Origin of the sequence: Kribbella sp. NPDC023972, from assembly GCF_040639075.1 — a bacterium.
GTDB lineage: Bacteria > Actinomycetota > Actinomycetes > Propionibacteriales > Kribbellaceae > Kribbella.
On record NZ_JBEZZH010000001.1, the window covers coordinates 1444791 to 1464540 of the forward strand.

Sequence of the window (19750 nt, forward strand, 5' to 3'; positions counted from 1 at the left end):
GCCGTTGCCGCTCTCGAGGCGGTGGGTCACCTGAAGCAGCACGATCTCGGCCGGGCCGGGATGCTGCTCGGGGCCGCCGAGCCCGGCCGACCGTCACTTCGCCTGACCGGCGGCGACCTCAGCGGTCGTGTAGTAGCCGGAATCGACGAGTTCCTTCTGGATGTCTTGCTTGAAGACGGTCTGGATCGGCAGCAGGTACGCCGGCACGACCTTGACGCCGTTGTCGTACGACTTGGTGTCGTTGGCTTCCGGCTGCTTCTTCTGCAGGAACGCCTCCGCCGCGTTGACGGCCTGCTCGGCCAGCAGCCGGGTGTCCTTGAAGATCGTGGAGCTCTGGACACCGGTGTTGATGAGCTTGACCGACGCGATCTCCGCATCCTGACCGGTGACCACCGGCATAGGGTTCGCCGCCGTGCCGTAACCCGCGTTCTGCAACGCGGTGATGATGCCGCGCGAGATGCCGTCGTACGGCGAGAGGACGCCGGCGACCTTGCTGCCGTCGTTGTAGCTCGACGTCAGCACGTCCTCCATCCGCTTCTGCGCCGCCTCCTGCTGCCAGCGCAGGATCGCGACCTGCTCGATGGCGGTCTGCTTCGACTTGACGACCAGCGAGCCGTTGTCGATGTACGGCTTCAGCGTCTCCATGGCGCCGTCGAAGAAGAAGTGGGTGTTGTTGTCGTCCAGCGAGCCGGCGAAGAGTTCGATGTTGAACGGCCCGGTCTTGCTGCCCTTCGAGCCGTCCGCGTTCTCCAGGCCCAGCCCGCGAAGCAGTGCCTTGGCCTGGGCGACGCCGACCTTGAAGTTGTCGAAGCTGACGTAGAAGTCCACGTTCTTGCTGCCGCGGATCAACCGGTCGTACGCGATCACCGGAATCTTCTTGTCGGCCGCCGCCTGCAGTTGGCTGCTGAGCGCGGTCCCGTCGATCGCGGCGATGATCAGCACGTCGGCGCCTTGGGTGATCATCTGGTCCACTTGCTGTGACTGGGTCGGGATGTCGTCGTTCGCATACTGCAGATCGACCTTGTATCCCTTCGCCTCGAGCTTCTCCTTCACCGCCTTGCCGTCAGCGATCCAGCGCTCCGACGTCTGCGTCGGCATCGACACTCCGATGGACAGATCCTTGGGCTGCTGAGCAGCGGTGTCGGTGGTCTGACCCGCTCCTTGTCCGCCGCACGCCGCGAGGCCGAGCACCAGCAGGGCGCCACTCAGAGTCGCCACAAACCTTTTCTTCACAACTTTTCCCTTCGGGATAGGTGTCACTCCCGCATCACGGGCCCCGATCGATTGTTAGCGCTCACAGTGTTAGCGTTCACACGCCGACTGGTCAAGACATCAACGAAACATCTGAGCGTCACGGTCTCGTAACAAAAGCTGTCCGACCCTCGTCGGCGCACCGAGGGAAAGCCCTTATCTATAAGGGGTCTATGGCCTGCGGAGTGATCCACAGAGTCTCACAGTCGATCCACGCCACTGCCACGAGCGAGTTGTGTCAAATCCTCACATTACCTGGACACGTTAACAACTGAAACATACTCACTGAGCCCAACATGGCCGTGCTGTGCCATTGGCGTCACCGAACGTATGGCGTGTCCATGCTCGGCACGGCGGCCTAGGTGCCGACGCGCGGGACGTCCGGTCCGGTACTGCGGCGGGCTGCGGCATGGCGGGGCTGTCGGCGATGCGCTGGTGGCGCCGCGGGGTTTGGTGATGTGCTCGTGGTCACCGGACCGGTTCGGCGATGACGACGGCGTGCTTCGCGAGCGATCGTTTGGGTAGTCCGTCACCGAATGTGAACCGACCACTATTCGCCTCGGGGCTCATCGGCAGCGGGCCGGCCGAGCACCACCCACCCGCACAGCAAAGCGCCGACGTACTCCCCAAGAGAAGCAGACCTGTCGCAAGCGTTGCGGTCAACAGAATCCCGACGAACGTATGACGTTTCATTGCCAGACCGGAAGACGCGTGGGCAGGTCTGGGACGCGACGCCGAGGGGAAGCGAAGTTGTCGATTCGGCCGTGGGCCGGACCGCGGATGGCGGGCTAGTGCCACGCGTCGGCTTGGGCGCAACCTCTGAGAGCCGGGCTCCATCGATCAGGTATGAAGCCAAAAGGAACGACAGAGACTCCACTTGTGATCAAGCGTACGGCGACGGCGATGGGCGGGCTGGCACTGCTGGTGACAGCTCTTGCCACCGGCCCACCCGCCCAGGCATCGACGACCGGCCGGGCCGCCCCCGCACCAGCGACGGCGCAGGCGGTTGTCTGTGGCATCAACGTGGGAGCGGTAACGGCCGCCGGCGATCACGTGACAGAGACCTACACCGCGACCAAGCCGCCGACCCAGACGGCTTATCAACAGGGCCCGCGCGCCTTCTACCCGCCGGGCCAGGCGCGCCTCAGCAGCACCTTCCTGACTTTCAGAGATGCCATGGAAACGCAGGTGTCCGGCTACCTGACGCTCGGGGATGCCATGTACTCGAGCAGCTACTTCAAGACGACGGCCGGGGACGTCGACACCAGCCAGCCCGTGACTTTGAAGAGAATCGGTGGCGGCTGGAACACCTATACCGCCTTCGAGGTCTCCCACTACGCGAACTGGTCCTCGCATCGCGTGACCGCCTACGGCCTGCGCAACGACGGCGTGCTGTCCCGGTGGTCCGTGGACGACAGCGGCGTCTGGCGCAACCGGGTGACGTACTCCGGCCTCAAAGGTGTGAAGTCGATCGCCCTGATCAGCAAGACGGCGACCTACGACACGTTCCTGGCGAACACTGCCGCCGGCGTGCTCCAGACCATCCGTATCCCGACCACCGCGCCGCTCAAGCCGGTGATCAAGACCGTGCGCGGAGGGACCTGGCAAGGCTTCGAGACCCTCGTCGCCACCAAGTGCGGAACCAGCGGCACGCTGCTGCTCGGCATCGACAAGGACCTCCAGACCGGATACTTGTACGCCGTCGGGCACGCCACCGGCACGTCCACGGTGATTCAGAGCATTGGGCTCGTGCAGTCGTCCAGGTTCCACTCCCCGGTCTATTTCCGGTGGGGCGTGCCGCCGCTCGACGACCCCCTGAACGGCGAGTGATCGCGCCTACGACACACGGTTTTCTCGTGCTCGCCAGGGACGGCCTGCCGGTCGGCTACGCGACAACCTTCGGCAAGGGCGCCCGCGCGGTGATCGAAATCCAGGTCACCTATCGCCACCCCGGACAGGCCGGCCGGCTCTTTTCAGTGCAGTGGTGGCTGGGTACCGGCGACGTAGGCCCGCCGGGCAGCACGATGGTGGGGGCGGCCTGTGAACAGCTCAGGAGGTAGAGATGCCTGGAAAGTCGGCGAACGTCAAGAACGAGAAGCAGTACGAGGCGCTCAAGGACAAGGGGATGTCCAAGAAGCGCGCTGCCAAGATCGCCAACGCGCCGGAGTCGAGCGAAAAGGGCGGAAAGTCGAGCGGTAAGGGCGGCAACAGCAAGCAGGGTGGCACCACGGCTCAGAAGAAGAAGGCCGGCAGCAAGGGTGGAAAGGCAGCCGCAAAGAAGAGCTGAGGCTCCGCCCCGTTCGTGAGCCCGATTGCAATCGCCCGCGAGACAGCGTCCCACCCGGCGTACGTCGGGTGGGACACTCCTGCGCTGTCGCATTGAGCGATAGCGATCAGGACGCGGACGGAGTAGTGGTACTGACGGCCGTCGTCGCTCGCGGGAGGTTGCGTACCGACCGCGATGCCAGCGTCACCAGCGAGATGGCGACGTAGGCCACGCCGGCCACCACCATGACCTGCTGGATGCCGAAGGCCAACCCGAGCGGACCGAACAGCAGTTGGCCGATGGGGACCGCGATGAACGAGCCGAGCATGTCGTACGAGTAGACGCGCGAGAGCATCTCGTCCGGCACGTGTTCCTGCATGGCGAGGTCCCAGCCCAGGCCGAAGACCTGGCTGCCGATGCCGGCCAGGAAGGCCGCGATCATCGCCGCCACCAAGATGGGCTCGAGGCCGAGGACCAGCATCGGGAGGCCGTTGAGGACCATTGCGAGCATCCCCCAGCGGAGCGGCTTTCTGAAGGAGATGCGGATCAGGGCCAGCGAGCAGACCAGGAAGCCGACGGCCTGGGCCGAGCGGATCAGTCCCCATCCGGCCTCACCGATGTCGGTCTGAGTGGCGAGCACTGGACCGAGCGTGTTGAACCCGCCACTCGCGATGGCATTGAGCAAGGAGAACGAGGCAACGACCACCCAGAGCCAGGTGGTGCTGCGGAAGTACGTCCACCCCTCGCGGAGGTCGGCGATGGCGCCCCTGCTCTGTTGCCCCTCGGCCGGGCGAGGGATGCGCACCCGGGTGAGCGCCAGCGTCGCGAGCAGGTACGTCGCACCGTCCACGGCCAGGGCCCAGCCCGGTCCGATGACGACCACGAGTACGCCGCTCACGGCCGGGCCGAGGATCATCAAGGCGTTCTCGGGTACGGCGAGCACGAGGTTCGCCGCCTTGAGTTTGTCGCGTGGTACCAACTGAGGGAGTACACCTGCCATCGCCGGCATGCCCGCGGCGCTAGCGGTGCCGTTGAGGGCGGCGAGCGCCGCCAGGTGCCAGACCTCGGCGGTGCCGCTGATCACCAGCGCGGCCGCCGCCAGTTGGCTGAGCCCGGATGCGATGTTGGTCGCCTGGATCACCAGCGTTCGGCCGAATCGGTCGGCCAGCACACCACCGGCGAGCAGGAAGATGACCATCGGAACGCTGTAGGCCGCCAGGACCGTGCCGAGCGCGGTCGCTGAGTCGCTGACCTCGAGCACCGCGAAGGTGAGCGCCACACCGGCCATCGTGGTGCCGGCCCGGTCGATCAGGCGGGACAGCCAGTAGTAGCGGAAGTTCCGCTCGCGGAGCGGCGCGATCGCCGACGCGTCGCTCATGATCGTGCCTTCCTGGTCATCTCGAACGTCCAGGACGTGGCGCTGACGTGCACCGTTCCGGGCGTCCGCGGTGGCTGGTTGTGGTCGTGCATCAGCGCGGACGCCTCCATCAGCAACTCGCGCACACGCTCCCAGACGTCGGGCGACACCCAGCCGTCGAGGTCGCTCAAGTGGCTGGGGGTGCGCGGCTTGCGCTGGCGCACTCGCCGCTCGAGCTCGCGGGCGAGCGCACGGACCTCGGCGATCCCTCCCTGTGGGGACGCCGGCGCCCGATCCTGCTCCCCGCGGTGTTCATGGGGGTAGCGGTAACGCTTGGCGACGCCACCGCGGATCCGCTCCTCGCCCGCCTCCACGATCGTGCCCGACTCGAGCAGGATCCGTAAGTGGTACGACGCGTTCGCATGGGTCAGGCCGAGCTCGCGGGCCACCTCGGCGGCGCTCATCGCCGAACCGGTCAGCAGCGAAAGGATGCGGAGGCGGATCGGATGAGCCACCGCCCGCAGCTCCTTGATGTCGTCCTCGGTCACCGCACCCCCACTCCCCGACAAGTCTTGGGGAGTAGCTTGCCCGAAGAGCGGGTCAACCGTCAAACACTTCTTGGGCAGTTTGGAGCCACCTGAGTCGTCACCTCCAGCAGAGTGGTGGCGCCACGACGTCGGTTAGCGTGCGGCGAGGAGGGCGGTTCCGTCGATCACCTTGACCAACGCGTCCGGCTGATCCGTGGCGAGGGTCAGCACATGGTTGGGTGCTGGAGGCGGGAGTTGGTGGACTGTCAGGTCTAAGCCACCGCCTGCTTTGAAGCAGGCTTCGGTGATTGTCCAGGCGAGGACCTCGGCCCCCGGTCGGCCGGCTAGCCGTTCGACATCGACGCCGACCCGGCCGCCACCGGCGAGCGTGGCTACTGCGACTACGCTGCCACTGTGCGTCACTGACACATCGAGATCGGTACCGGGTATGGTCGGCCGCCCGTGCCAGCCGCCGCAACTGGTACAACTGCGGTCCACTCTCAGTTCACCGGCGGGAACGCCCAACATCGCGCCTGCGGCGGTTCGCAGGAGGGCGGCGCCGAGCAGGGTCCGGCCACGATCGGCCTCGCTTGCACAGCGGGCAACGCGCAAGCGCTCCCGGTCGTCAAGAAGCTCAAGTAACCCGATGTCCGCAGCGGTCAGACCGACGGTAAAAACTGTCACGATCGCCGGTTGTTGAGCAGTCACGAATTCTTAGGTTAGCCTCACCTCGTGTTCCCGCCGCAAGCCCGGCTGACCGCTGGCGCCGTCCTTGTGTCCGGCACAGCCGAGGCTGACCGTCCCGCCGTCGTCGATGCGGCTGGATCCCTGACCTATGAAGCGCTGACCGACCGAGTCGAGGCGCTCGCTGCCAGCCTGCCTGCCGTTCACACTGGGCGCCGGCTGGTGCACATTCCGCTCGCGGCGCAGCGCGACCTGGTGCTTGGCTACCTCGCAGTCCTCAAGGCCGGACATGTCGCGCTGGTCACACCGCCCGAACACACGTCGATCACGACTACCTACCCTCCGGATATCTGGCTCCGCGGCGACGGCACCTTCGCCGGTGCGACCGGCAGCTCGCTGGGTAACGACACCGATCCGCAGTACGAACTTCACCCGGACCTCGCTCTTCTGCTGAGCACCTCCGGGAGTACCGGCTCGCCCAAGCTGGTGCGACTCAGCCACACGAACCTCGTCAGCAACGCGGATGCGATCGCTGCAGCCCTGTCGATCAGCCCTGACGACCGGGCAGTCACCTCGCTGCCTCTGCATTACTGCTTCGGGTTGTCGGTTCTGCACGCCCAACTAAGGGCCGGCGCGACCGCGGTGCTGTGGCACGGCTCGGTGACCGACTCCGCCTTCGCTGACGAGTTGCGCAGGAACCGAGTCAGTTTGCTGCCTGCCACACCACATGTGGTCGACCTGCTCGACGTACAGGGAGTCCTGGACGACTTGCCGTCGCTGCGGCTGCTCGCCCAGGCCGGTGGCGCGCTGCCCGCCGGACGGGTACGCGAACTGGACGCGCGCGGCCGGGTCGACGGCTGGGGGCTGGCGGTCATGTACGGGCAGACCGAGGCAACCGCCCGGATGGCGGTGCTGCCACCGGAACTGGCCGGTCAGTACCCGGACGCCGTGGGATGGCCGATCGCGGGTTCGGCGTTCCGGTTGGACCCCACTGGCATCGAGCAGCCCGCCAACGATCCAGCCGGCGATGCCGCTGACGGCCCGGTCGGCGAACTCGTGTTCACCGGTCCCGGCGTGATGCTCGGGTACGCCGAGCACCCCGACGACCTCGCGCTCGGCCGGATGCACAGCGAACTGCGTACCGGGGATCTGGCCAGGATCGACGCCGACGGTCTGGTCCGGATCGTCGGCCGGTGCTCGGACCACGTGAAAATCATGGGCATCCGGATCGATCTCGGCCAAGTCGAGCGGGCACTGCGGGCCAATGGTGTCCCGTGCTGTGTCACCGGTACCGACGAACAGCTTCAGGTCACCTACCGGGCGTGCGGCCAGGAGCTGGCAGCGATCCGCCACCAGGCATCGTCGGCGTCAGGCCTCGGAACCTCCGTGATCTCGGTCCACGAGGTCGCCGACATCCCGGTCCTACCCAACGGCAAACCGGATCGCCGCACGTGCGCCGCGTGGCACACCGCCCGGGAGGACACTTCGATCACTGCGAGTGACTCGCTCGCCGCGGTCACGAATCTCCTCGCACCGCTGGTCGGCCGCCGCGAGATCGATGCTGACCGATCGTTCGCGGAGCTTGGCGGCGATTCGTTCAACCACGTCGCGGCATCTCTCGGGCTGAGCCGGCTGATCGGCGAACTCCCGGCCGACTGGCACCACCGACCGGTACGCGAGCTGGTCGAGCTCGCCGCCAACAGTCGTGAGCATCGGCCGGGCCGGCGTGCCCTGACCCAGCGGGTCGAGACGACCGTGCTCCTGCGCGGCGCGGCCGTGATCACCATCTGCGGCAGTCACGTCGGCCTGTTCCGCCTCGCGGGCGGCGCCCACATCCTGCTCGCGGTCGCCGGATTCCTGTTCGCGCGCTACGTGCTCACCGCCCAGGAAACGGCCGATCGGGTACGTCGGACCGTCCGGGGTGTGATCGCAATCGCCGTACCGGCAGTCGTGGTGGCGGCGGTGATGGTCTTCGGCTTCAGGTCCATCCATTGGTCGAATCTCGCGCTCGTGCACTGGCTGGTCCGGCCACAGGACATCAACATCTTCTGGTTCGTGGAAGCCCTGCTGCTGGCGTCGGCGGTCACGACCGCGCTGCTGGCGGTGCCTCGAGTGCGGGCGGCGTACGCCGCCGACCCGTGGCGTACGGCGATGATCGCTCTGGCCGTACTGCTGGTGCCGCGTTACCTCGTGCTCGCGCTCGTCGACGGGCCGGTGCGGGGTCTGCCGGGCACGGTGGCCTGGCTGTTCGTCGCCGGGCTCGCGATCGCCGTCGCGGACACTCGGCGACGCCGTCTGATCACGGCTGTCATCGCGGCATCGGCGACGATCGGCTTCTTCCCGTCGTGGGAACGCAACCTGACCATCCAGCTCGGACTGCTGCTGCTGACGTTCGTGCCGACCTTGCCGGTTCCGCGCCTGCTCGTCGGACCGCTCGGCGTACTGGCCGCTGCCTCGTTGCACATCTATCTGGTGCAGTTCCAGATGTTCGCGTTCTTCGACACCCCGATCCATCAGTTCGCCGCGGCACTCGTCGGCGGCCTCGTGTTCTGCGCGGTCAGCACCTCTGCGCTGCGCCGACTGCCGTTGCCGGGTCCCACCGGCGGCGCCCTGATCCGTCGTCGCACGACGGCGAAGCACTCTGTGAGAGAGGTTTGACCATGCGTCGACGCACCTTCCTGACCGGCCTCGGGGCCCTCGGCACGATGGGCCTGGTGGGCTGCGGGTCGAAGTCCGAGGCGGGATATGTCGCCGACCCCGGCTCGCTGCAGGTGTACTCCGCGCAGCACGAGAACCTCACCAAAGCCTGGGCCGAGGCGTTCACGGCGTCGACCGGTATCAAGGTTCAGATCCGGAAGGGCTCCGACTCCTCGATGGGTCACCAGATCGTGGCCGAGGGATCCGCGTCGCCGGCCGACGTCTTCCTCACCGAGAACAGCCCCGCGATGACTCTGGTCGAGCGGAACAAGCTGCTGGCGCCGCTCGAGGAGTCGACGCGGAGCCAGGTGCCGGCCAACCTGATCCCGTCGTCGAAGGCCTGGATCTCGATCGCGGCCCGGTCCACGGTGCTGATCTACAACCCGTCCAAGCTCCCGAAGGCAGAGTTGCCGAAGTCCTTGATGGACCTCGCCGGCCCGGAATGGAAGGACCGCTGGGGATGTGCGCCCGGCGGCGCGGACTTCCAGGCCATCGTCGCCGGAATGCTCGCCGGTCAAGGCGAACAGAAGACGACCGAGTGGCTGAAGGGCCTGAAGAACAACGCCCGGGCGTTGCAGAACAACATCGCCACGATGAAATCGGTGAACGCCGGCGAGATCCCCTGCGGGGTGATCTACCACTACTACTGGTACCGCGACCAGGCCGGCACCAAAGAGGGCAGCGGCAATACCCAGCTGCACTACTTCCGCCACCAGGACCCGGGCGCGTTCGTGTCGCTGTCAGGCGGCGCCGTGCTGGCCGGGTCAAAGAAGCCTGCCGAGGCACGCAAGTTCCTGGCGTACATCACCAGCAAGGCCGGTCAGAAGGTGCTCGTCGACTCCAAGTCGATGGAGTACGCGGTCGGCACCGGAGTCGCCTCCGCGCCCGCGCTGCCTCCGTTGAACACGCTGCAGGCGCCGCCGGTCGACCCGTTCACCCTGAACTCCGACGAGGTCACGAGACTGATGACCGATGCCGACATCCTCTGACCTCCGCACCGATCCAGTGATCCGGTACGACGACCCAGCGGTCGGCGTGCCAGCGATCGACTTGCCAGTGGTCACGCCGACCAGGTCCGCTCGGATGCCGTGGCCTGTGCTCGTGACCGCCGTACTGGTTGCCGTACTGCTCGTAGCGCCGGTGCTCGTGGTCTTCGGCCAGGCCACGGCGGCCGGCACCGCTGAGGCGTCGAGGCTCCTGTTCCGGCCGAGGACCGCCGAGTTGCTCCGCAACACACTGCTGCTCCTGGCACTCACGGTTCCGGTGACAGTGCTCCTCGGATGTGGCGCGGCCTGGCTGGTGGAGCGGACGACGCTGCCCGGAGCCAGCGTCTGGCGCACGTTGTTGCTGATGCCGCTCGCCATCCCGGCGTTCGTGAGCAGCTACGCCTGGACCTCGGTCCTGCCTTCGGTCCAAGGGCTCGGCGGAGCGGTGTTCGTCACTGCCCTCTCCTACTATCCGTTCGTCTTCCTCCCGGCAGCCGCGCTGCTCCGCGCGCTCGACCAGGGCCATCTCGACGCCGCGCGGTCACTCGGAGTTTCCGGGCTGGGAACGGTGCTCCGGGTGGTGATTCCGCAAATACGGCCGGCGGTCGCGGGCGGTTCGTTGCTGGTGGCGCTGCATCTGCTTGCCGAGTTCGGGGTTCTGCAGATGATGCGGTACCCGACGTTCACCACGGCGATCCTGCAGCAGTTCGCGGTCGGATTCAGCAACGCCGCCGGGAGCCTGCTGGCGACAGTGCTCGCCGTGCTGTGCCTTGGTCTCCTCGCCATCGAGGTACCCCTGCGCGGCCGGAGGCGGATCGCCCGGCTCGGGCCGGGCGCACGGCAACGGCCGATCGCCCACCGGCTCGGTGGATGGACCGTTCCGGCCCTCGGCGCGCTCGCCGTCCTGGTCGGGCTGGCCGTGATCGTGCCCGCCGTGATCGTGCTGCGCTGGCTGGAACGGGCGATCGCCGGCAGTGCGGTGGATGCGGGATCGTTGCTCGCGGCAACCGGCTCGAGCGTCGGCCTGGCCGTGCTGGCCGGACTGGCCACAACCGTGGCCACGTTGCCGGGGGCATGGCTGCTGCACCGCTACCCCTCTCGACTGTCGGTGATGCTGGAGCGCGTGACCTACGTCGCGAGCGCCCTTCCCGGTGTGGTGATCGGGCTGGCCCTCGTGACCCTTGCGGTGCAGTGGGCCCGGCCCGTGTACCAGACCACTGCGCTCGCGGTGGCGGCGTACACGATCCTCTTCCTGCCCAGGGCGATGGTGGCGTGGCGGTCCGGTCTGGCCGCGGCGCCGACCGAGCTGATCGAGGCCTCGCGGTCGCTCGGTGTGTCCGGGCCGGGTACCTTTGCCCGCGTGGTGGTCCCGCTCGTGCTCCCGTCCGCGCTGACTGGATTCGTCCTCGTCTTCCTCGCGACGGTGACCGAACTGACCGCCACCCTGCTGCTCGCCCCGACCGGGACCGAGACGCTGGCGACTGCGTTCTGGTCGGCGAGCGACGAGCTGGACTACGTGGCGAGTGCGCCGTACGCCGCGGCCATGATCGCGCTGTCCGCCCCGCTCACCCTGCTGCTGCGTCGGCAGATCCTGGAACAGCGATGACGAGCGCCGGCATCACGATCAGCGATCTGACCGTCGGGTACGGCGGTCCACCAGTGCTCGACCGGGTCAGTCTGCAGGTGCGCCCGGGCGGCACGACCGCCGTACTCGGGCCGTCCGGTAGCGGCAAGACCACGCTGCTGCGGGCCCTGGCCGGATTCGTCCGGCCGGCGCAGGGCCGGATAGAGATCGGCGGGAAGGTGCTCACCGACGACCAGGTGATGGTCGCGCCGGAACGCCGCGGGATCGGCTACGTCCGTCAGGACGGCGCGCTGTTCCCGCACCTCGATGTCACCGGCAACATCCTGTTCGGGCTCCCCCGAGCCGAGCGCCGCCGCGCGACCCAGGTCGGCTCACTGCTCGAACTCGTCGGACTGTCTCCAAGCCTTGCCCGGCGCCGGCCGGACGAGCTGTCCGGCGGCCAGCAACAGCGTGTCGCACTTGCCCGGGCGTTGGCCCGCGAGCCTGCCGTCGTACTCCTCGACGAGCCGTTCTCGTCCCTGGACACCGCTCTGCGCGCCGTCACCCGCGAGGCCACCTTGACCGCCCTCACCGAACGCGGTGCGACCACAGTCCTGGTCACCCACGACCAGGCCGAAGCGCTCTCGTTCGCCGACCAGGTGGCGGTGACGCTCGACGGCCGGTTCGCACAGGTCGGCAGCCCCGCCGAGGTGTACGGCGCCCCGGCCACACCGGAGGTCGGGGCGTTCCTCGGCGACACGATGCTGTTGCCCGGACTCGCCGATGGCCGTGTCGTCGACTGTGTCCTGGGCAAACTCGAGCTCGCCGAACCGGCCACCGGCGACGTGCTGGTCATGCTGCGGCCAGAGCAGATCGTGCTTGGCGCTCCGTCGGGTCTGGCTGCGCGGGTGACCTCGGTCGCCTATCACGGTCCGGACGCCATGGTCCGGCTCAACCTCACCGACACCACGACCCGTCTCGTGGCGCGGGTCCCCGGTCACGGCACACCGCATCCCGGCGAGCTGGTCGGCGTCGTCGTACCAGGCCAGGTCCGCTCGTTCCCGAAACCTTCCGGATCGGACTGAGTTCTCGAGCGCAGGTGCAGCTTGGCGTGTCGTGACCCGGCGGACTGGGCACCCGTGTAGGTGCGGGGAGCTGGAGGCCGTTGGGCCTTTCGCTTCGTCCTGGCAGGTGTTTCGGAAGGCGCCGTTCACGATGAGCGACTCGATGATTGCAGGCCGCCTCCTGGCCGGGCGGTACCGATTGATATGGGCACTGGGTCGCGGGGGCATGGGCGTGGTCTGGCAGGCCCGGGACGAGCTCCTCGGCCGGCCGGTGGCGGTCAAGGAGATCTTGCTGCCGCCGGAACTGCCCGATGAGGAACGCGAGATCCTGCGGCAACGCACCCTGCGGGAGGCGCGCTCCGCCGGCCAGCTCAGTCACCCCAATGTCGTCACGGTGTACGACGTCGTCGAAGAGGACGGCCGTCCGTGGATCGTCATGGAGCTGATCCGGTCGACCACGCTGGCCGAGGCGATCCGCGAGTACGGACCGTTGCCGCCGGGAGAGGTGGCTCGGATCGGCCTGCAGGTGCTGGCCGCGCTCCACGCCGCCCATCGCGCCGGCGTACTGCATCGTGACGTCAAGCCGAGCAACGTGCTGCTCACCGGGGACGGCCGGGTCGTGCTGACGGACTTCGGCATCGCCACCCTGGAGGGCGATCCGTCGTTGACAACGTCGGGCACGCTGCTGGGGTCGCCGGCGTTCATCGCTCCGGAACGGGTTCAGGGACGGGGCGCTGATACGGGATCGGACCTGTGGTCGCTGGGTGCCACGCTCTACACCGCGGTGGAAGGGCGGCCGCCGTACGACCGGGGAAGCACGCTTCCTACGCTCGCGGCCGCGGTCACCGAGGAGCCGGACCCGCCGCGGTTGGCGGGTCCGCTCTGGCCGGCGCTTGAAGGTCTGTTGCGCAAGGACCCGGCGGATCGCATCGATGTCTGGGAGGCGAGACGGCTGCTTCGCGAGGCCGAGACGCCACCGGAGGCTGCTTTCGATTCGCCGGGAGCTGAGGCTGTTGACACGTCGCAGATGGACAGTGGTCAGCGGACGCGGGTGCTGCCGAATCCGCCGGTGGTGACACCGGCCGTTGTCACCTCATCCGCCAGCGACCCGGTCACCGAACCCTATTCGGCCTCGTCGGATGAGCGGGAGTCGTCCAACGGAAACCTCCCGAAGATTGTCGGTGCGATGCTCGCCTGTGTCCTGGTCGCGGTCGCCCTGATTGGCTGGGCGCTGTTCCGAGCGGTCGACAACAACCAGGAAAGTCAGTCGCCCGTCTCGCCGCCCGCATCTGAGGTCAGCACGGCCCCACGCAGCACCGCGGCACCGTCGAGTACGCCGCCACCGACCACCCGCCAGCCATCGTCGCCACCCACCACACGCCGGCCGTCGCCGCCAGCCACCACCAGACCTCCCTCTCCTACCAGCCGCCCCACGTCGCGTGAGTCTCCCGCAACGAAGCGTGGTTCGGCGCCCGCCGACTTCGAGCGGTACACGGATTCGACCGGATTCTCACTGGCAGTGCCGGCCGGCTGGATCGTGGAGCGGCGCGGGGGCCAGGTGTACTTCCGGGAGCCGGGCGGCGCACGCTTCCTGCTCATCGATCAGACCGACCGACCCAAGCGAGACCCTGTCGCCGACTGGCGGCAGCAAGAAGCAGCCCGCGAAGACAGCTACGACGACTACGAGCGCATCCGGATCGAGCCGGTCGACTACTTCGAGAAGGCCGCCGACTGGGAGTTCACCTACGCCACCTCCTCCGGTCGCCGCCACGTCCTCATCCGCGGCGTGATCACCAGCGACAACCAGGCCTACGGCATCTACTGGTCCACCCCGGACACCCAATGGACCGAAAGCCGCCCCCTGTACCGAACCTTCACCAATACCTTCCAACCAGCCTCCTGAAGAGACCTGCGGCAGACGAAGCCTTCGGCGTCACCCCAGGTGGTTCATGCTGCTCACACCTCCACCAGGTCTACGCTCGCGGTCAGGGACTCGTTGGCATCGATTTCGGCTCGCATCCGGTTCAGGCGGGCCCGGGCGCCGGCGAGCGCGTCGGAGCCGAGCAGCAGCCGCAGCGGCGGTACGTCGGTGTCCACGGTCGCGGCGATGGCCGCGGCAGCCCGGACCGGGTCACCGGGCTGGCGACCAGACACGGCCAGCGTGGCATCACGGCGCTTGCCGGCGGTCTGCTCGTAGTCATCCAGGCGTAGCGGAGACTGCTGCATGGAGGCGCCGGCCCACTCGGTGCGCAGACCGCCGGGTTCCGCGATCGTCACCGTGATGCCGAGCGGTGCGAGCTCCGCGGCCAGCGACTCCGACAGGCCTTCGAGCGCGAACTTCGTGGCGTGGTAGTAGCCGGTCGCGGCGAAGGCAGCCAGACCGCCGAACGACGAGATGTTGACGATGCGCCCTGAACGGCGCGCCCGCATGCCGGGCAGCACGGCCTTGAGAACCGTCACCACGCCGTGCACGTTGGTGTCATACAGACCACGTACGGCGGCATCCTCGCCCTCTTCGATAGCCGCCAGGTAGCCGTATCCGGCGTTGTTGACCAGGACGTCGATGCGCCCGAATTCTTGCTCACACGCTTGGACGGCTGCGGTCACCGAGGCGGAGTCGGTGACATCCAGCTCCAGCGCCAGCGCTCGGTCGCCGTACTCGTCGGCAAGATCGGTCACAGCTGCTCGGTTCCGGGCAGTGACAGCGACGCGGTCGCCCCGCTCCAGGGCGTGCACGGCCAGGGCGCGGCCCAGGCCGCTGGAGCATCCGGTGATGAGCCATACAGGGGTTTCCTTCAGTTCGTTCACCATGTCTCCATGGCAACAGCACGCCGGCGAACGAGCCAGACCCCCTTGAGGGGAGCTCTCCCAGGGTCACCCTCAGGCGTGCCGAGTTAGCGGCGGTAGTGTCGACCTGGATGACACCTGACGACAACCAGCTCGGTTCCTTCCTCCGCAGTCGCAGGGAGAAGGTCGACGCTGCCTCTGCCGGTGTCGTCGACAACACGCGACGACGGGTCAAGGGACTGCGCCGCGAGGAGCTGGCGCTGCTCGCCGGGCTCAGTCCTTCGTACTACGCCCGGATCGAGCAGGGCCGGGGCCGGAATCCGTCCCGCGAGATCCTCGAGGCCGTGGCCCGCGTGCTGCGCCTGGACGACACCGAGCGGGCCTACTTGTGGTCCCTGGCGATGCCGTCGCTGACACCAGTTGACGACGGCTCGGTGACCGCCCAAACGGTGCGGCCTGGGGTGCTGCAGCTGCTGCAGCGCTGGGCCGACCTGCCGGCGTTCGTCGTTGGGCCCAGCCGCGACGTACTGGCCGGCACCGCGCTCGCTGCCCGAGTCAATCCTGCCTGGAGCCCTGGGCACAACTTGATCGAGTTCACCTTCCTCGATCCACGCGCACAGTCGGTCTATCCCGACTGGCATGAGATCACGCTGCAGGCTGTCGCCGGACTGCGCGCCACCGCCGCCAACCGGCGTACAGAACTCGACGGCTTCGTGGCGAGCATGCGCGAACGCAGTGAAACGTTCCGTACTCTGTGGGACTCCCATGACGTATACGAGCGCGTGATGGGCGACAAACAGTTGCGCGTCGACGGCATCGGCGTCCTCCACCTCAGCTTCGAGACCTTCGCACTCGCAGGCCCCGAGGGTCACGTCCTGTACGTGTACTTCCCCCAGCCCGGCAGCACAGCCGACGAAGCCCTACGCAGCCTCACCTGAGAGCACCGCCTCTGTGTCACGCGCTGCTCGACGAGGCCCGCGCAGGCCACCGGCCCGGAACCCCGCTATCACCACACGAGAAGGCCCTCGGTCCTTGTCGAGCGGGACTTCCTGCCCTGGGCTGCTGGGCCTGACCGGAGATTTGATGGGTACGGCGGTCAGGAGGCACTCGAGATGAAGACCGTCACCCGGCAGTCCCCGGCGAGGCTAGTGGGTGTGTCTTCGGGGGGCGCCGAGGGACGCTGCCCGGTCAGGACCTTCGGCCCTGGCGCGACGGGGTACCGAGAGAAAGGGTGGACGGCGATGCATACTCACTGCCTCTCAGTACCGTTTGCGCCTCTCCCGCTCGACGGCATAGACGGCCGCCTCGGTCCGGCGTTCCAGGCCGAGTTTGCGGAGCAGGCCGGAGACGTAGTTCTTCACGGTCTTCTCGGCCAGGAACATGGTCTGGGCGATCTGCCGGTTGGTCTTGCCCGCCGCGATCTCCGCGAGGATCCTGCGCTCCTGCTCGGTGAGCGACTGGTAGCGGGGGTCTTCCTCCTCCTCCGTCGGGTGCCGCAGCCGCTCCAACACGGCCGCCGTCATCGCCGGGTCGAGCAAGGACTCCCCGGCCGCCAGCCGGCGGACCGCGCCAACCAGGTCGGTGCCGCTCACCTGCTTGAGCAGATAGCCGGCCGCCCCGGCCATGATCGCCGTGAACAGCGCGTCGTCGTCGGAGAACGACGTCAGCATCAGGCACGCGGGCGGCTCGTCCATCGCGGACCGGACCTCCCGGCAGACCGTGATGCCGTCGCCGTCCGGAAGCCGGACGTCCAAGATCGCCACATCCGGCCGCAGCGCCGGGATCCTCGTCAGCGCTTGGGCTGCCGTCGCCGCATCGCCGACCACCTCAATGTCCGGTTCGCTCTCGAGCAGCTGGCTCAACCCGAGCCGGACCACCTCGTGGTCGTCGAGCAGGAACACCTTGATCGCCATGACGCCTCGCTCGTGGATCGGGTCGTTCAGCCCAGCGTAGTACCGCCGCTTCCCAGGACATCGCGATGACGACTCTCGACCGTTTCGACACGTCCGGCCTGGAGGTCCTCTCTCCGGCCGACTGCTTGCGTCTGCTCGAGTCAGTGACACTCGGTCGGCTCGTCTACACGGTCGGCGCGCTGCCCGTCGTGCGGCTGGTCAATTTCGTCGTCGACGCTGACAGCGTTGTCTTCGCGAGCGCCGACGGGGAGAAGCTACGCGCGGCCGAACGCGGAGACATCGTCGCCTTCGAGGCGGACACCGTCGATCTCGAGCGGCAGCTCGGCTGGACCGTGACGTCGGTCGGGCATCTGTCCGTCGTACCCGCCGACGAGGCGGAGCAGCTCGCCCGGGAGATCCGGCTCCGATCCTGGGCCCCGTTGCCCTCGCCGCGGCTGATCCGGCTCGGGATCGAGTCCGTCACCGGACGCCGCCTCCTGCCCTGGGCTCAACGGCCCCACGACTGAGGTGTAGCGGCGCTCGGAGCGCCGAACCATCGCACCCACCGAAGCCTATTGGTACCGTCAGCGGATGGGGGCATCTGAGAAGCGCAGCACGTGGGACGAAGGCGCGCTGGAGCTCACTGGCCTGTCCCGAGTGCGCCTCGATGCGCTGCTGCAGGAGCTGCTCGGCCGGGTCGACGAGATCATGGACACCCAGGACCGGCTGCGCGCCCTGCTCGACGCCGTGGTCGGCATCGGCGCGGACCTGGACCTCAACAGCACTCTCGACCGGATCGTCACCGCCGCCTGCAACCTGGTGGGCGCACAGTACGGCGCCCTCGGCGTGGTCGGTCCGGACGGCAAGCGCCTGGTCCGGTTCATCACGCACGGTGTCAGCCAGGAGCAGATCACGGCGATCGGACCGTATCCGGAGGGACACGGGATCCTCGGCCTGCTGATCGACCATCCCGAGCCGCTGCGGCTCAGCGATCTGGCCGACCACCCCCGGTCCTACGGTTTCCCGGCGAACCACCCGCCGATGAAGTCGTTCCTCGGCGTACCGATCCGGACCCGCGAACACGTCTACGGCAACCTCTACCTGACCGAGAAGACCGGTGGCGCCGACTTCACCGAGGACGACGAGCGCACCATGATGGCGCTGGCCGCGTCGGCCGGTGTGGTGATCGAGAACGCCCGCCTGTACGCCGACACCGAGCGGCGCCGCCGCTGGCACGAGGTGACCGCGGAGATCACCCAGGTGATGCTGGGTGAGTTCGACCCCGACGAGGCGCTGCAGCTGATCGCCCGGCGAGCTCGCGAGGTCTCCGGCTCGCTGGTCGGCGCGGTGTTGCTCGCCGAGGGCAACGAACTGGTCGTCGAGACCATCGAGGGACCAGAGCAGTTCCAGCGCCTCGTGGGTGCGCGGATCCCGGCCGACCTGCCGGTGATCGGTGCCGCGGTCGCTGACCAGCAGGTGGTCATCGAGGATCTTGCCCAGCTGGCCAAGGAGCTCGGCCGGCTGTCCGACGTACCTGAGCTCGAGGCGCTCGGCCGCACCATGATCGCCCCGCTGCCGGAAGGCACGCGCAGCAGCGGCGGATTGCTGGTGGTCGCCGCCGAACGCGGAGCCGTGGCCGGGATGACCGAGAGTTCCGATCTGATGCGAATGTTCGCGAATCAGGCGGTGCTGGCCCTCGAACGCGCCGAGGCGCAACGGGACCGGGCGATGATCGCCGTCCTCGAGGATCGGGACCGGATCGCCCGGGATCTGCACGACCTGGTGATCCAGCGGCTGTTCGCCACCGGGCTGCAACTGCAGGGGATGTACCGAATGGCACGCCCGGAGCTGCAGGACCGGCTCACCCGGGCCGTCGAGGACATCGACACCACCATCCGTGATCTGCGAACGGCGATCTTCGAGCTGCAGCAGGAGCCGGGTCAGAGCTCGCTGCGGGCAGACGTCCAGGCCCTCATCGCCGAGTACACCGAACCACTCGGCTTCCGGCCGAAGCTCGTCTGCACCGGCCCGCTGGACACCGCCGTCCCGGCGACCGCCCGCCCGCAGATCCTCGCCGCCGTCCGCGAGTCCTTGTCCAACGTCGTACGCCACGCCCAAGCCACCGCGGTCACCGTCGAGGTCACCGTAAACCCGGAGCTGGTGATCGCCCGGATCGCGGACAACGGCATCGGGATCCCACCCGACCGGCACCGCAGCGGCCTGCGGAACCTGACCGAACGCGCGAACTCACTCGGCGGCACAGTAGAGGTCAGGAACAACAACCCCCACGGCACCGTCGTCGAACTCCGCGCCCCACTGAATCACGGCTGACGCAGGCTGTGCGGTCATCCAGATCACCGCGGTCAGGGGTGGACTCAGCCCGAGGCCGATCCCAGCCAGGCCGAACATGAACAACGGGGCGACCTACCAGTCACCGACCGGCGACTGGTAGAAGTCGGCGAACGGGCCGCTCGTACCCTTGCCCAGGCACCCGCCCCTCGGGTCGCCGCCGCCGATCCAGCCCGTGCCGGACGGGGTCTCGTAGCCGAGACCGAACACCTTGTCCACGAAGGACGACGGTGCCGGGTGGCGGTCATTGTCTTGTCCCTTCCCAATGTTGCGTCACCTCGATCATCCGGCCGGGAGTGTGCCGGGGGCAGGGCCCGTAGTCACCG

Annotated in this window: 18 protein-coding genes; 11 read left to right on the plus strand and 7 right to left on the minus strand. The window is 68.0% G+C overall.

Annotated elements, in window-relative coordinates:
- Positions 1 to 93: 93 nt before the first annotated feature.
- The gene (chvE, locus tag AB0F43_RS06750) at positions 94 to 1233 is read right to left on the minus strand and encodes a multiple monosaccharide ABC transporter substrate-binding protein (protein ID WP_360471608.1); all 1140 of its coding nucleotides are present in this window, start codon (positions 1231 to 1233) and stop codon (positions 94 to 96) included.
- An 897-nt stretch (positions 1234 to 2130) separates the two neighbouring features.
- Between chvE and AB0F43_RS06755 the strand changes: the two genes are divergently transcribed.
- The 3 genes from AB0F43_RS06755 to AB0F43_RS06765 are packed head-to-tail and all read left to right on the plus strand — an operon-like array spanning position 2131 to position 3538.
- Positions 2131 to 3081 carry a hypothetical protein gene (locus tag AB0F43_RS06755; RefSeq protein WP_360471611.1) on the plus strand — a complete coding sequence of 317 codons (951 nt, stop codon included), beginning with the start codon at positions 2131 to 2133 and terminating at the stop codon, positions 3079 to 3081.
- Between the two features lie 26 nt (positions 3082 to 3107).
- Entirely contained in the window at positions 3108 to 3311 is a 204-nt protein-coding gene (locus AB0F43_RS06760) for a hypothetical protein (RefSeq protein WP_360471614.1), read from the plus strand.
- Positions 3312 to 3313: 2 nt separating this feature from the next.
- On the plus strand, positions 3314 to 3538 hold the full coding sequence (locus AB0F43_RS06765) for a hypothetical protein (protein WP_360471617.1): 225 nt from the start codon (positions 3314 to 3316) through the stop codon (positions 3536 to 3538).
- Positions 3539 to 3644: 106 nt separating this feature from the next.
- On the opposite strand, the gene AB0F43_RS06770 is transcribed toward AB0F43_RS06765, so the two are convergent.
- The 3 genes from AB0F43_RS06770 to AB0F43_RS06780 all read right to left on the minus strand — a co-directional run bounded on the left by AB0F43_RS06770 (position 3645) and on the right by AB0F43_RS06780 (position 6109).
- Complete coding sequence (locus AB0F43_RS06770) at positions 3645 to 4895, minus strand: MFS transporter (RefSeq protein ID WP_360471620.1); 1251 nt, start codon at positions 4893 to 4895, stop codon at positions 3645 to 3647.
- Entirely contained in the window at positions 4892 to 5422 is a 531-nt protein-coding gene (locus AB0F43_RS06775; protein ID WP_360471622.1) for a helix-turn-helix domain-containing protein, read from the minus strand. The genes AB0F43_RS06770 and AB0F43_RS06775 overlap by 4 nt, the downstream gene beginning before the upstream one ends.
- 132 nt (positions 5423 to 5554) lie before the next feature.
- Positions 5555 to 6109, minus strand: a complete 555-nt coding sequence (locus AB0F43_RS06780) for a hypothetical protein (RefSeq protein ID WP_360471624.1) — start codon at positions 6107 to 6109, stop codon at positions 5555 to 5557.
- 24 nt (positions 6110 to 6133) lie between these two features.
- On the opposite strand from AB0F43_RS06780, the gene AB0F43_RS06785 reads away from it, so the two are divergent.
- The 5 genes from AB0F43_RS06785 to AB0F43_RS06805 all read left to right on the plus strand — a co-directional run bounded on the left by AB0F43_RS06785 (position 6134) and on the right by AB0F43_RS06805 (position 14299).
- Positions 6134 to 8743 (plus strand): AMP-binding protein, encoded by a 2610-nt coding sequence (locus AB0F43_RS06785; RefSeq protein WP_360471627.1) that lies wholly within the window; start codon positions 6134 to 6136, stop codon positions 8741 to 8743.
- 2 nt (positions 8744 to 8745) lie between these two features.
- Positions 8746 to 9771, plus strand: a complete 1026-nt coding sequence (locus tag AB0F43_RS06790) for an iron ABC transporter substrate-binding protein (protein WP_360471630.1) — start codon at positions 8746 to 8748, stop codon at positions 9769 to 9771.
- On the plus strand, positions 9755 to 11374 hold the full coding sequence (locus AB0F43_RS06795) for an iron ABC transporter permease (RefSeq protein WP_360471632.1): 1620 nt from the start codon (positions 9755 to 9757) through the stop codon (positions 11372 to 11374). Before AB0F43_RS06790 ends, AB0F43_RS06795 begins: the two co-directional genes overlap by 17 nt.
- Entirely contained in the window at positions 11371 to 12417 is a 1047-nt protein-coding gene (locus AB0F43_RS06800; RefSeq protein ID WP_360471635.1) for an ABC transporter ATP-binding protein, read from the plus strand. The genes AB0F43_RS06795 and AB0F43_RS06800 overlap by 4 nt, the downstream gene beginning before the upstream one ends.
- Before the next feature lie 142 nt (positions 12418 to 12559).
- On the plus strand, positions 12560 to 14299 hold the full coding sequence (locus AB0F43_RS06805; RefSeq protein ID WP_360471637.1) for a protein kinase: 1740 nt from the start codon (positions 12560 to 12562) through the stop codon (positions 14297 to 14299).
- A 53-nt stretch (positions 14300 to 14352) separates the two neighbouring features.
- On the opposite strand, the gene AB0F43_RS06810 is transcribed toward AB0F43_RS06805, so the two are convergent.
- Positions 14353 to 15207, minus strand: coding sequence for an oxidoreductase (locus tag AB0F43_RS06810; RefSeq protein WP_360471639.1), 855 nt, complete (start codon positions 15205 to 15207; stop codon positions 14353 to 14355).
- Between the two features lie 107 nt (positions 15208 to 15314).
- Here AB0F43_RS06810 and AB0F43_RS06815 point away from each other — a divergent pair, with 107 nt between their 5' ends.
- On the plus strand, positions 15315 to 16121 hold the full coding sequence (locus AB0F43_RS06815; protein WP_360471642.1) for a helix-turn-helix transcriptional regulator: 807 nt from the start codon (positions 15315 to 15317) through the stop codon (positions 16119 to 16121).
- A 321-nt stretch (positions 16122 to 16442) separates the two neighbouring features.
- On the opposite strand, the gene AB0F43_RS06820 is transcribed toward AB0F43_RS06815, so the two are convergent.
- Positions 16443 to 17096: a response regulator transcription factor gene (locus AB0F43_RS06820; RefSeq protein WP_360471644.1), complete on the minus strand. Its 654-nt coding sequence runs from the start codon at positions 17094 to 17096 to the stop codon at positions 16443 to 16445.
- A 65-nt stretch (positions 17097 to 17161) separates the two neighbouring features.
- Between AB0F43_RS06820 and AB0F43_RS06825 the strand changes: the two genes are divergently transcribed.
- Positions 17162 to 17602, plus strand: a complete 441-nt coding sequence (locus AB0F43_RS06825; protein WP_360471646.1) for a pyridoxamine 5'-phosphate oxidase family protein — start codon at positions 17162 to 17164, stop codon at positions 17600 to 17602.
- A gap of 64 nt (positions 17603 to 17666) precedes the next feature.
- Entirely contained in the window at positions 17667 to 19406 is a 1740-nt protein-coding gene (locus AB0F43_RS06830) for a GAF domain-containing sensor histidine kinase (protein WP_360471649.1), read from the plus strand.
- A 93-nt stretch (positions 19407 to 19499) separates the two neighbouring features.
- Here the strand turns inward: AB0F43_RS06830 and AB0F43_RS06835 are convergent, their stop codons facing one another.
- Positions 19500 to 19643 carry a hypothetical protein gene (locus AB0F43_RS06835; RefSeq protein ID WP_360471652.1) on the minus strand — a complete coding sequence of 48 codons (144 nt, stop codon included), beginning with the start codon at positions 19641 to 19643 and terminating at the stop codon, positions 19500 to 19502.
- Positions 19644 to 19750: the final 107 nt, after the last annotated feature.